This is a genomic window from Paenibacillus sp. MDMC362, from assembly GCF_003269305.1.
Lineage (GTDB): Bacteria > Bacillota > Bacilli > Paenibacillales > Paenibacillaceae > Paenibacillus_AQ.
In genome coordinates this window covers 140953-153825 of the sequence record NZ_QLYT01000016.1, presented here as the reverse complement: position 1 = coordinate 153825, position 12873 = coordinate 140953, and the positions used below count along the sequence as shown (strand labels likewise).

At 49.4% G+C, this 12873-nt stretch carries 12 protein-coding genes; 8 read left to right on the top strand and 4 right to left on the bottom strand.

Annotated features, from left to right (window positions below; all coding sequences use genetic code 11):
* The first annotated feature begins 71 nt into the window (after window positions 1-71).
* The 6 genes from DP091_RS08395 to DP091_RS08370 all read left to right on the top strand — a co-directional run bounded on the left by DP091_RS08395 (window position 72) and on the right by DP091_RS08370 (window position 5174).
* Window positions 72-1436, top strand: a complete 1365-nt coding sequence (locus DP091_RS08395) for an MFS transporter (protein WP_113057901.1) — start codon at window positions 72-74, stop codon at window positions 1434-1436.
* Between the two features lie 42 nt (window positions 1437-1478).
* On the top strand, window positions 1479-2093 hold the full coding sequence (locus tag DP091_RS08390; protein WP_113057900.1) for an FMN-dependent NADH-azoreductase: 615 nt from the start codon (window positions 1479-1481) through the stop codon (window positions 2091-2093).
* Window positions 2094-2265: 172 nt separating this feature from the next.
* Complete coding sequence (locus DP091_RS08385) at window positions 2266-2841, top strand: TetR/AcrR family transcriptional regulator (protein WP_113057899.1); 576 nt, start codon at window positions 2266-2268, stop codon at window positions 2839-2841.
* Between the two features lie 257 nt (window positions 2842-3098).
* Window positions 3099-3962 carry an NAD(P)-dependent oxidoreductase gene (locus DP091_RS08380; RefSeq protein ID WP_113057898.1) on the top strand — a complete coding sequence of 288 codons (864 nt, stop codon included), beginning with the start codon at window positions 3099-3101 and terminating at the stop codon, window positions 3960-3962.
* Between the two features lie 190 nt (window positions 3963-4152).
* Window positions 4153-4551: a hypothetical protein gene (locus DP091_RS08375; RefSeq protein WP_113057897.1), complete on the top strand. Its 399-nt coding sequence runs from the start codon at window positions 4153-4155 to the stop codon at window positions 4549-4551.
* Window positions 4552-4688: 137 nt separating this feature from the next.
* Window positions 4689-5174 carry a DinB family protein gene (locus tag DP091_RS08370; RefSeq protein ID WP_113057896.1) on the top strand — a complete coding sequence of 162 codons (486 nt, stop codon included), beginning with the start codon at window positions 4689-4691 and terminating at the stop codon, window positions 5172-5174.
* A 146-nt stretch (window positions 5175-5320) separates the two neighbouring features.
* On the opposite strand, the gene DP091_RS08365 is transcribed toward DP091_RS08370, so the two are convergent.
* From DP091_RS08365 to DP091_RS08350, 4 genes are all read right to left on the bottom strand, one after another.
* Entirely contained in the window at window positions 5321-7270 is a 1950-nt protein-coding gene (locus tag DP091_RS08365; protein ID WP_113057895.1) for an FtsX-like permease family protein, read from the bottom strand.
* A complete protein-coding gene (locus DP091_RS08360) occupies window positions 7260-8021 on the bottom strand; it encodes an ABC transporter ATP-binding protein (protein ID WP_113057894.1) in 762 nt (253 codons plus the stop codon). Before DP091_RS08360 ends, DP091_RS08365 begins: the two co-directional genes overlap by 11 nt.
* Window positions 8022-8120: 99 nt before the next feature.
* On the bottom strand, window positions 8121-9125 hold the full coding sequence (locus tag DP091_RS08355) for a sensor histidine kinase (protein WP_113057893.1): 1005 nt from the start codon (window positions 9123-9125) through the stop codon (window positions 8121-8123).
* The gene (locus DP091_RS08350; protein ID WP_113057892.1) at window positions 9122-9811 is read right to left on the bottom strand and encodes a response regulator transcription factor; all 690 of its coding nucleotides are present in this window, start codon (window positions 9809-9811) and stop codon (window positions 9122-9124) included. Before DP091_RS08350 ends, DP091_RS08355 begins: the two co-directional genes overlap by 4 nt.
* A gap of 253 nt (window positions 9812-10064) precedes the next feature.
* Here DP091_RS08350 and DP091_RS08345 point away from each other — a divergent pair, with 253 nt between their 5' ends.
* Both DP091_RS08345 and DP091_RS08340 read left to right on the top strand, forming a co-directional pair.
* On the top strand, window positions 10065-11576 hold the full coding sequence (locus tag DP091_RS08345; RefSeq protein ID WP_258394438.1) for a copper amine oxidase N-terminal domain-containing protein: 1512 nt from the start codon (window positions 10065-10067) through the stop codon (window positions 11574-11576).
* 265 nt (window positions 11577-11841) lie between these two features.
* Complete coding sequence (locus tag DP091_RS08340; protein WP_113057890.1) at window positions 11842-12795, top strand: DMT family transporter; 954 nt, start codon at window positions 11842-11844, stop codon at window positions 12793-12795.
* Window positions 12796-12873 lie beyond the last annotated feature (78 nt).

Below are 12873 nucleotides of genomic sequence, written 5' to 3'. Positions count from 1 at the left end.
AGTAAGTACTGACGGTCATTTTGATAGTATACCGAACTCATGAAAGAAGCCAATGAGAGGTGGTTCAGAAGATGGAAACACAGAGATTAATGCGCGTTGTGATGTTCACATTATGTCTGTCCGCGATGAGCGGTTTGATGTTTAACTTCGTGCTGCCGGACATGCGGGAGGAATTCGGCCTCACAACGGCCCAAGTCAGCTGGGTCAGTTCTTCATATTCCTTGATCTATGGTGTCGGAACGGTCCTATATGGGAAGCTCACGGAAAGAATTCAACTTCGAAATCTGATTACGTTCGGACTGCTCCTGTTCGCGGTCGGATCGCTGGTCGGCCTGTTCTCGCAAGTGTTCTGGATGGTGCTGGTCAGCAGATGTCTGCAGGCCGTCGGAGCCGCGGCGATTCCGGCAACGGCGATGTTAATTCCGATACGCTACATTGCACCCGAGCGAAGGGGATCGGCTATGGCCACGGCATTCGTAGGATTGTCCATCGGCAGTGCGCTGGGTCCCATCGTTTCTTCACTTGTAGCCAGTATTGCGGATTGGCGCTGGTTATTCTGTATTCCGCTGCTGATCGTAATCACGATTCCTTTATATCGGAAATATCTGAAGGAAGAAGAACTCCAGTCCTCCGGCCAATTCGATTGGTTGGGAGGCGGACTGTTAGCGGCTGCGGTCACCTTTCTCCTGCTTGGCGTCACGAACGGATCCTGGTTGCAGCCTCTACTTGGGCTGCTGGCTATGGGGCTGCTTATCATACGCATTCGTACGGCAGCCGTACCGTTTGTAGATCCGGAGTTATTCCGGAACAAAGGCTATACCCTCCGACTAATCGTGATGTTCATCGTTAGCGGCATCGGGTTCTCTCTGCATTTTCTAAGCCCGTTGTTGTTGTCTGAGGTACAGGGACTCTCGCCGGGGTGGGTTGGTTTTGTCATGGTACCGGCCGCAGTCGCGTCGGCCTTGCTGGGTAAAGCAGGCGGAAGGCTTGCGGATGGGAGGGGGAATACGTATCTCTTCCTTGTGGCTGTCGGATTATTGCTGGCATGCTTTGCGCTGTTGTCTACTTTCATTGGCATATCGCCTGTTCTGATCGCGGTCTTCTTGATTCTCGGACATGTGGGGCAGACGTTTGTCATGATTGCGTTGTCCAATTCGGTTTCGCTCAGCCTGCACAAGGAACAAGCGGGAGTCGGGATGGGACTGATGCAGATGCTGAATTTTATATCGGCAGGCATGGCCTCGGGCGTGTACGGCAAAATGCTGGATATCCAGTCCGGCATCCACTGGAATCCGGTCCACTTCTACACGGAGGGGAACCTCTATAGCAATATCTACCTAGCTTTGGTTGTGCTGCTGTTAGCCATTATGCTGTTCTATTATGTTCAGTTCGGTCAAAGAGAGTCCAAGGGGATTGTGTTGGAAAACCCAAATTAAGCACCTCATGCAACATCATCATACATTATGGAGGAGATTTACATGACAACAACCTTATTTATCAAAGCCAATAACCGCCAAGGGTCCGTAACGGGAAGACTGTATGACGCCTTTCTGGAGAGCTATCGGGTGGCCCATCCGAAGGACACCGTAATTGAAGTGGATCTGTATAAGGAGCATATTCCTTATCTGGATGAAGTGATGATTAACGGGAATTTTAAGTCTGCAATGGGCATGGAACTCACACCGGAAGAAAAGGCTATGAGTGATATAGTCACCAAACATCTGGAGCAGTTCATAGCCGCAGACAAGGTGGTGTTTGCGTTCCCGCTATGGAACCTGACCGTCCCGGCTGTTTTGCACTCGTACCTGGACTACATGCACCATCCGCGCAAAACCTTCCAGTACACCGAGCAAGGATTGGTCGGGCTCTTATCCGACAAAAAGGCGGCCTTATTGAATGCCAGAGGCGGCGTATATGCGGAAGGAGACACGTCGGAGATGGCGGTAAGCTTCGTTAAGAATCACTTGAACGTATTCGGCATTACGAATGTGACAACTCTTGTGATTGAAGGGCATAATCAATTCCGCGACCGGAGTGAGGAGATCATTGAGCAGGGATTGCGGCAAGCTGCAGAGGCAGCTCAAGGATTTTGAGAGGTACCACATATACAATTCCGGAGTATTTATCTAGAGTTAGTGTGCATGTGCCCACATTTTTCGGGAGCCTCATTGTCCCAGGTGCCTTGCTGTTATGCTAGAAAACATGCTACAATTCGAAACAGAATTGTTTCGTTTAGCATAACACGAAGAAGGCTAGGTGAAGGAAATGGTACGCGCTTCTGCACGCCAACATATTCTGGACGTCGCTTCAGAATCTTTCTACCGCGAAGGCATTCGTTCCGTTGGAATCGATACCATTGTAGAACGAGCCGGCGTAAGCAAAGCCACGCTTTATCGTCATTTCCCAACCAAGGACGATTTAGTAATGGCATATCTTCAAGAACAGGATCATATTAATTGGGAGCATTTTGACGAAGTGATCGCTAAAAAAGAGGGGAAGCCCAAAGAGCAGTTATTGGCTCTGATCGATGCAACGATCGAGATGCTGGAGCCGGGCTACCATCGAGGGTGTCATTTCTTAAACGCTCTTGCTGAGTTCTCCGAAGAGGATCACCCTGTTCATTTGCTAGCCGTAGAGTACAACCGTGCCATCCGTCAGCGTTTATCCCGCCTGACACAGTTAGCCGGCGTGAATGATGACACATTGACGGATCAGTTGATGCTTGTTATAAACGGCGCGTTGTCCTCCGTTTCCGTGTACGGTTTTTCTGGACCGGCAGCCCAACTTAAAACATTAGCAACACATTTGATCGAGTTATATCTCGACCGAAGGAATCAATAGAGCTTGACTCCCTGAACCTTAAGCTACTTAACCGGCTTAAGGTTTTTTTGTGTTTTTTGAAATGAACAAATTTAGTAATGTCACAAAAAACGCACGCAGAATGTTTCGGTTCCTAGGGTTTGAGAGGGCTAATCTGATGAAGTTGCACGAAATAAAATAACTTGACACAGTGTCACACCGCGTTGTATCTTTTTACCAAACGAAACGAAACGAAACAGTTTTGTTTCAAAAATTAAATGATATCTGGAGGAAATAATATGAGTGAAGTAACAGTTATCGGTTTAGGACCAATGGGCGCCGCGCTTGCACAGACACTACTCCATAACGGCCATCAAGTTACAGTATGGAATCGAACGGTGGAGAGAGCAGAACCGTTAGTCCAGAACGGAGCGATTCTTGCACCCAATGCAGCTTCTGCGATAGCCGCTAGTCCGGTTACGATTGTCTGTGTAGCCAATTATAAGACCTCTTACAGCATTTTGGATACCCCTGATGTTACGGCCGCCCTCGCTGGACGGGTGCTCGTGCAGTTAAGCACTGGAACTCCGCAGGAGGCAAGGGACAATGCAGCATGGGCACTGGAGCGCGGAGCTGACTACCTGGATGGTGCCATCCCCGCTACGCCACCGCAGATCGGAAGACCCGACACTACAATTTTCACATCGGGCACGCAAACCGCCTACCAGAAAAGCGAGCTGCTGCTCAAAAGCTTGGCTGGAAATGTTCCCTTTCTGGGAGAAAAGGTCAGCGCAGCGTCCTCGACGGATTTGGCATTTCTCTCGACGCTGTTCGGTTCAATGATGGGATTCTTTCATGCTGCACGCATCCTGGAATCCGATGGTCTTCGCGTAGATGAGTTCGGATCGATGATCTCTGCAATAGCCCCAGCAATGGGAGAAATGATCAAATATGAGGGAGATATGATTCATGCCAACACGTTCGATCAGCCGCAGAGCTCTCTCAATACATGTTTGGTAACGGTAAAAATGTTCGTGGAGCAAGCGCGGGAAGCTGGAATCAACGCTGAGTTTCCAACGTTCGCTTTAGGTCTTTTCCAGAAAGCAGTGGATGCGGGTTACGGAAATGAGGAGCTTGGCGCGCTTGTCAAAGTGCTGCGTTAGGAGCCAGGCCCGTTGAAAACAAGGGTACCGTCGAACGGGACCGAAAAGAAGAAACCCGCCCAAAAGACAAACGGAGGAAAGACTGCCTTTGGGGCAGTCTTCTTTTGTATAGTGATGAACCCAATAACAAGGCGGACTAAATAAGATGAGAAAGGAAATCCTAAGAAGAAAACGAAAAAGGTGAACTCGCATGAAGTCGCGATTCTTCTTCTGCCTGCTGCTCGCAGGCGGGCTCCTTCTATCGGCCTCTGGAAGCTCAGCTTATGCAGGACCGGAAGGAAAGCCTAGAGAGCAGCAGCTCGAGAAGGCCATGCTGCAGCAGTTATACCCGGTTATCCGATCGTCCCTTCAGGACATATATAGGGAGACGTATCCTGCTTTTGGCTGCGAACGAATTGTATCAATCAATGAGCGGACGACGATGGCGGAGGATAACCAACAGGCCCGTCCGGTTGATGCGATGCATGGGGCAAGCTATTTTGAGATTACGGTGGGCCTGTGCAAGGAAAGCGGGGAGAAGATCGAACTGCGTTTCAAGAATGATACGCCAACAGCGCAGTATTATTTGGACTTGTTCCATGTGAGGTAGACGCCTCTGCTGACAGGCTGGTCGAGAAAGAATGATTTTAATCATTTTCTGCGAATCACAGGACTTCATCCTATAGTAAAATTAGTCATGATTTGTGATGCTGCTTATTACAAGACTCATGAAGGAGTGAATGACCCATGGCGCATGCAAATGATGTTCTAATGAATCAGCTGTTAGCGAACGCAAATGATCCCAGCTGGCATATCCCGTTCCAACAATCCGTGGAACATCTGACCGAGGATGAAGCGTTCTGGACACCTGCCAACGATAGTCACAGCATTGTCGAGATCATACAGCATCTGCTGTATTGGAATGAGACATGGCAGACGCGCTACCGCGAATCGCGGGTCGATGCCGTTCCTTCTATTGGAGACAACCATAAAAGCTTTATCATTCCGGATCACGCAACCTTCGCCGAGCTAAGAGACCGATTGCTGAAGGTCCTATTGCGATGGCAGGACCTGCTGTCAGCGGCCAAGCTAGAGCAGGAAGTGAATGGATTCCCGGAACCGGCCAAATGGTGGGAAATAGTGGGCAATGCTGCTACGCACAATGCCTATCATATCGGTCAGATTGCGTATATCCGCAAGCTTCAGAAGAGCTGTACCCCCTTAGAATGGTAATCCGCGGTTTTTATCACCCCTGAAGGTGTTCCACGGTTGAAATCTCGTACAGCTTCGTTGCTCCCAGATTGCTAATGACATCTCCCTGCACACGAAAAATGCATGGATGGTACCCGAATCTTCCCTGGGCCACCCATGCACCTCGTTTATAACGCTTCTTTAATTACCCGTTTATAGAACATGACCGATAACAACCCGAATATGGAATACAGTGCCGTATACAACAGCATAACTATGACCATGGGCAGCCAGAGCTCGGTTCCGAAGAAGAACCAGCCGGATTTAACGGCAAAGTAACTGTGGGACAACCCGACGACCAGCGGAATGCCGAAGTTGAACAGCTGCTTGATCTGAATCCCCTTCAGCAGGTTTCCTTGCGTGAAGCCCAGCTTCCGGAGAATGGTATAGTTCGGCTTCTCCTCTTCACCTTCATCCATCTGCTTAAAGTACAGGATACATCCTGAAGTAATCAGGAAGGTAAGTCCCAGGAATCCTACGATAAACATCATCAAGCCCATATTGCTCTTCTGGTTGAAGGCCATTTCCGTCTGAGATAGGTTCCCTGTTCCCTCGCTAATGTCGAGGCTCTTAAAGATTTGATTGGCCTGATCCACAGCATTTGGATCCACAATATCAATGCCGTGATAGACATTGGACTTCTTCTGGATCTTCGGATCCAGGTCTTGAACCAGCTTATCAAATACGGTCTGGTCCACAATCGCCGTTGGCAGCCCGCCGCTTGCATAATAATAGGATACGTAGGCTTCCTTGTCCAAGCCGATCAGCTTCTGCTTAAAGCTTTGCTTAGGGCTTATGAGTTCAATTTCCCCTGTGGTTTGAATCGCCATAAATTGCTGGATTGCGTCACTGTATCCCGTGAACAGCGTCTCCCCGGGGGAAACATCCTTGCCCTTCACGCTGGCATCACTGATTACCGGGATGATCATGGAACTGGAATCCACTTGCCCGGAGATTTCCAGGCTGGCCCCGATAATGTCGGATAGGTCCGCATTCACCTGGATTACGTCCCGTACGGTCTTCGTAAATTCGATATCTTCATCCGTAAGTGACTGGGTGAAGGCGGCATAGTCCTTCTGATCCGCTACCGCAAAATGGTTGGGCACGCCCTGCTCGGCCGATTTCTCCGCAGAATAGTATGAGATATAGCTGAGTGACAATAGTCCGATCGCAAGTGCGGATACGGTCGTAATGATGGTCAGCAGCAGCGCATTCGATTTCATGCGGAACATGATGGAGGAGAGGGACAGCACATCGTTCAGGGACAAGTAACCGCCCTTGCTCTTCCGAATCGCGTTGAATAGAAAGCTGACCGACCCCTTATAGAACAGATAAGTCCCGATGATAACCGATCCCAAGATCAGGATCATGGCCATGAACAGCTCGTTCATGGTGGTGAAATCTCCGCTGAACAGCTTGGTCGATACATAATAACCGAGAAGGATGAGTCCGATGCCGAGCAGTCCGAATAACATTTCGGCGAATGACATTTTCTTGATTTGGTTCTCGGTTGTGGATACGGCGCGGAAGAGGGACAGAATGCTCTGTCTTTTGATGAATGTATAATTCATGATCATAATCAGAACGTAGATGGCGGCAAACACAATCACGGTCTGGATCATCGCCTCGGTGGAGAAGGATAAAGCCGCTTCGGTATCTACGCCGGTCACCTTGAACAGTATCATCAGGATTAAGCGCGAAGCCGCGAAGCCGGCAAAAATACCGATGACCATCGAACCGAAATACAGAATCAGATTCTCCGCGCTAAGGATCCGGAATATCTTGCCCTTGGTCAGTCCGATGAGCTGAAACAGCCCGATCTCTTTGCTGCGCCGTTTAATAAAAATCGTATTGGCATACAGCAGGAATATCGCTACGATTGCCACGAGCAGCACGGAGGCAGCGCCAAGCGCTGCTGCTCCCTTCACAGAGCCCTTCGCTTCATCCATCGCCGGATCATATTGCAGCGTGACAAATGCGAAGTACAGACCCACGCTGAAGATGAGCGCAAATACGTACAGATAATAATTCTTGATATTCTTCTTCAAATTCCGGTAGATCAGATAATTAATGTTCATTCTGAACACCGCCTAGCACGCCCTGAGTTTTGATGATGTCATTGAAGAAGGCCTGCCGGGACTGCTCACCCTTGTTCAGCTGGGTATAGATCTGTCCATCCTTAATGAAGACGACCCGGGTGCAATAGCTGGCGGCCACGGGATCATGGGTAACCATGATGATCGTGGAATCGATCTTCTGATTTAATTCGCTTAGCTTGTTCAACAGATCGGAAGCGGACTTTGAGTCCAGCGCGCCTGTCGGCTCATCGGCAAAAATAATGCTGGGATCATGGATAAATGCGCGAGCCGCGGAGGTTCGCTGCTTCTGTCCCCCGGAAATTTGGTTCGGATATTTATCCTTGAGTTCGTAGATGCCAAGCTCGGTCGCGATTTTTTGGAATTTCTGATCCGCTTCTTTTTTCGAGACTTTCTTAATGGAGAGCGGCAGCAGCACGTTTTCCTTGACGGTCAATGTATCCAGCAGGTTGTACTCCTGAAAAATAAAACCCAGATGATGCTTCCGGAACTCCGCCAGCTCCTTCTCCTTCAGGCCCGTAAACTCCTTACCCTCGATCTTGATGCTGCCGAGGCTCACTTTATCGATTGAGGAAAGCACGTTCAGCAGCGTGGTTTTCCCCGAGCCCGATGCGCCCATGATGCTGACGAACTCGCCTTTATCCACGCGGATATCGATACCCTTCAGCACTTCCTGTTTATTGAATTTGTTGCCGTAGCTTTTATGAATTTGGTTTGCTTCAAGAATTGCCAATTTCACTCACTCCTTCGTTATCTGTCCTTATCATAAAGGAGTCGCAGCGCCTTTTCCTTCGATTCGCCGAACAAAGCGCAAAAGCATGTGACATTGTTGTCACATGCCGGTAACGCTCACAAAATCATTCCGTTTCGGAAAGATCAAGGTGAAGGTTGTGCCGATGCCGGGCCTTGATTCCACCTGAATGCGAATCAACAGGGCATCGGTTACTTTTTGCGTCAAATAGAGCCCCATGCCGGTCGCGGCACTGTCCTGATGCGAGGTGGTCGAGGTGAAGCCTTTGTCGAAAATACGGGGCATGTCCTTCGGATCAATACCGCGTCCGGCATCCTGAATGGCAAGTCTGACATGGTCATCCGTGAGATCACTCTCGATGCTGATGTCCGAAGCGCTGCTGTATTTGACCGCGTTGGTCAGCAGCTGACGGATGATAAAGCCCAGCCACTTGGCATCGCTGAGCACTTCCGTTACCCCAAGGGAAACGTCAAATCCGATGCCTTTCTGCATGCACCAAGACTTGAGCGCACGTATTTCCTGGAAGATGATTGGCTCAAGCGCGAATTTCTCGATCAGCAGATCATTCCGGATAAAGGGGATGCGCTTCTGGTGCAGCTGCTGGTCAAGCAGCAGATGGATGCGGAGCCACTCATACTGAAGCTGAGCCTTTAACGTTTCATCCTCCATGCGCTCGATCATCAATTGCATCGTGGTGAGCGGGGTTTTCACTTCGTGAATCCAGGATAACAGCTCGTCCTTCTCCCCTTGGATCTCCATTAGACGCATGGAGGATTCCTTCTTGAAGCGCTCGGTTTGAAGGGAGAGGATGTCCATGGCAATCGCCTCAAAGGGGTGCTCCGGCTCGCTGATGGCGGCTAAATCATAAGTGTCATCCCACGACTGGAGGCTTTTGTAAAACTTGGTTTCCCGGTTATACCTCACGAACAGAAACACCAGGAAGAACAGCATCGACAGAAAAACGATATAAAGAATGGGCAAGAACGGGATCTGGGAGTCCATGGCGGCTATGAACAGAAACAGCAGCTGCAGAAACACGAAGAACAGAATCCAGCTTAGTCGTTCCCGGATGTAGGCGATCATCATGCATGGGCCTCTTCCGTGGCGATATAACCTTGTCCCACCTTGGTTTCGATGTAGGGATCAAGCCCGAGGGGCTCCAGCTTCTTTCGCAGCCGATTGACGTTGACCGTTAACGTATTATCGCTGACAAAATGCTCGTTATCCCATAAACTCTTGATCAGATCCTCACGGCTGACGATTTGATTCTTTCGCTCCATGAGGATTTTCAGAATGAACATTTCATTCTTTGTCAGTTCAGCGGTGCCCTGGGAGCTGCTAATGGTATTCTTACCGAATTCGACGGTGGCTCCCCGCCATGTTCTCAGCTCGGTCCGTTCGGTATTGTAATTGTATACCCGGCGCAGAGTGGCCTGGATTTTGGCAACCAGGACATCAAAGTGGAACGGCTTCTGAATGAAATCGTCGGCTCCAAGCTGCATGGACATCACCATATCGGTCGGATGATCGCGGGAAGACAGGAAGATAATCGGCACGTTCGAGTGGGAGCGAATCATTCGGCACCAATGGAACCCGTCAAACTTCGGCAGCTGGATGTCGATAATGACCAGATCGGGCTGAACCGCTGTAAATTCCTGAAGTACGGCACTGAAATCCCGTACGCCATAAACGTTATACGACCATTTGGACAAGCGCTCCTGCATTTCATGGAATAGGGTTACGTCGTCTTCGATTAACATAATTTTAAACAAGAGATTCACCACGCTTTATAAGGTTGATCAAAGCCCCCTTAGCAAACCTTCCCGGTGCTAAAAAAGCTGACTAGTGAACTAGCAAATTACTGCAGCATTTCATTCCCAGTGTATAGCAAAATGTCGATATGTGCTATCTGTGGGACCCATCCGCGTGTGCGTATATGACGAGGCTTAAATACCTATTTACAAACATTTCCTATCTTCCCATAATAGAATTGAGCCTATGACCTGGGAGGGGACAAATATCGTTATGTATAAGAAGTTCAAATGGTTGACTGTACTCGTTGCAGCTGTGCTGGTTGTTATGACAGGATGTCAGGCCGTCGGGGGACTGGATATCAACAAGGCGTTGCTTACCAGTCTCGATGTTAAATCCAGCGAATCCAAAGCAAGTATTCGATTCGAGGTGGTGCCATCGGACAAGGCCCTATCGACTGAAGATAAAGAAGCAATTGATCTCATTAATTCGTTATCTCTGAATATGGACCATGCCATCGTGCAGGATAGCAAAACGGTGTCCATTCAAGGCAGTATCCAATATTCGGACAAGAAGATTCCGCTTCATGTGTCCATGGATTCCAAAGGAATGGCGATTCAATTGGAAGGCGCCAAGCAGCCGTTCTATTTATCGATGGATACGACCGTTCCCGGATTGCCTGATACCAGTCAATACGAACAGGCGATCCAAGATGTCGTGAAGAAGGCTGCCGGACTCGTGCTGAAGCATTTTCCAAATCCATCAACAATTGCGGTGAAGTCCGCTCAGGAGAAGGTGAACGGAGAAAGCCTGAACCTGACGCATCTCCACATGGAGCTCACCGGCGAAGAGATCTTGAACATGGTTAAGCCTTTCGCCGAAAGTCTGCTTAAAGATGAAGCGGGCTTGAAGCAAGTGATCGGCGATGCTTATGATGCCATTTATCCGATGATAACCAGCATCGGCGAGGCCTACGGCGAAGATATAGAACTCCTGCCACAGGAATCCAAGGAGGAGGTCGTCGCTTCGCTCTACGAGATCGTGCACGGCGCACTGATCGAATTCACGGAGAACTATGACGAACAGAAGGAACAGTTACTGGAGGAGCTTCCGGGATCCGAAACCGTCTTCGGCAAGGATACGATCCTCAAGCTGGACTACTATTTCGATGAGCAGCTGAATACGCGCAAGAATGCGCTGGAGCTGACCGTCGCGCTTCCGGCTTCCGAGGACCTGCCATTGAAAGCATTCAAGGTGTATTCCGAAGGCGAAGTGTGGAATATCGGCGGCGCAGTGAAGGCCAATCAGGTGGACACGTCCAAAGGCGTGCTGGACGTCTTGAATGAATCGGTGACGCCGGGTCAAGTGCTGCGGAACTTTGAGAAGGATTCCCAAATCTATAACGTGTTGAAGGATGATCTGAAAATCACGCACAAAACGATGTTTCTTAGTCCCGAAAGCGATGATTATGGATATGGTGTAATCAAGAAGAACAATCAGAGCTTCGTTCCGCTTCGTTACTTGACAGACCAATTGGACGCCGAAGTGAAGTGGACCAAAGGTTCCAAGAAAATTACAGTCGTCAATGATCTGACAGGGGAAGAAATCGTATTGACCGTAGGCTCCAAAACAGCCAGCGTCGGCGGTAAAAACGTGACGCTGCAGGCAGCTCCATTCGTTCATAACAACGGATCTACCTACGTTCCGCTCCGGTTTATGGCAGAAGCGCTCGGTGCGACGCTTCACCTGGAGGGCGATGGCTGGATTTCGATTAAGCGTGATTAATGATAATTGTTATTGATAACGGGCTGGCCTGGGTATGCCTGTTATGAAACCTATACAAGGTAAAGTATTGCGGGGCTGTTTCCTATCATCTTGGGATGGTGGGAAACAGCCCTTTTTGTCATTACTTCCTTCATCGCATGAACTGTACCGGTACAGTTTCAGCTATTTCAAATCGTAACAGGATTCTCCCTGCCGTAAGATAAGTAACAAATGCATCAACCTTCCGGTTGTCATCAAAAAAAGAAGATGAAGGAGAATACATAGTATGAATATACCGCATACAAGCCGTGCCTATGCCGCCGCGTTAGGATATACGGCCATCATTGGTTTTTCGTTTATGTTTGTAAAGCTGGCGCTGATCCATGCTAACCCGTTGGATACGCTGGCACACCGGTTCACCATTTCGTTCATTGCCGCATCGCTCGCGCTTCTCATAGCCCGTAGAAAGGTCCCGCTGGATTTGAAACGGCTGCTGACCATCGTGCCGCTGGCGATTTTTTATCCGTTCCTGTTCTTCACGCTCCAAACCTTCGGTTTGGTCTACACCTCTTCAGCCGAGGCCGGGATCATCCACGCTACGGTACCGATCTTTACGATGCTCTTGGCATCGCTGCTATTGAAGGAACGCTCCGGCTGGGCACAGAAGCTGTTTACCGTATTGTCGGTGACAGGGATCATTTCTATCTTCGTGCTGAAGGGTGTTTCCTTCGAGACATCGAGTACACTTGGGATTGTGCTAATTCTGCTGTCGGCGCTTTCCAACGCTATTTACAGCGTGATGGCCCGCAAGCTAACGCAGAAGCAGCCGGTACTGGATATAACGTTCATCATGTCGATGATCGGATTCGTGCTGTTTAACCTGATATCGGCCGCTCAACATGCCGCGCAGGGGACGCTTGTCCATTATTTTGACCCGTTCATGCATCCGTCCTTCGTATGGGCCGTTCTGTATCTTGGCGTTCTATCCTCCCTTGGAACATCGCTACTGTCGAATTATTCCTTATCCAAGATGGAAGCATCCCGAATGGGCATCTTTAACAATCTGGCTACCGTCGTCACGATTTTCGGAGGTGTCGCCTTTTTGAATGAAGAGCTGGCTTATTATCATGTTATCGGCGCAGCACTCGTCATTATCGGGGTGATCGGGACCAGCCTTGCCGGGAGGTCCAAGAGCGCTAGTCGTAAGGCACTTGGGCGGAACAAGTCGAAACCAGCTTAATCTGTTTAATGTAGAGAAATTGTCGAGTTCCACCCTGTATAATTACAGGCTGTAGCATCTGTTAACACTGCCACTTGT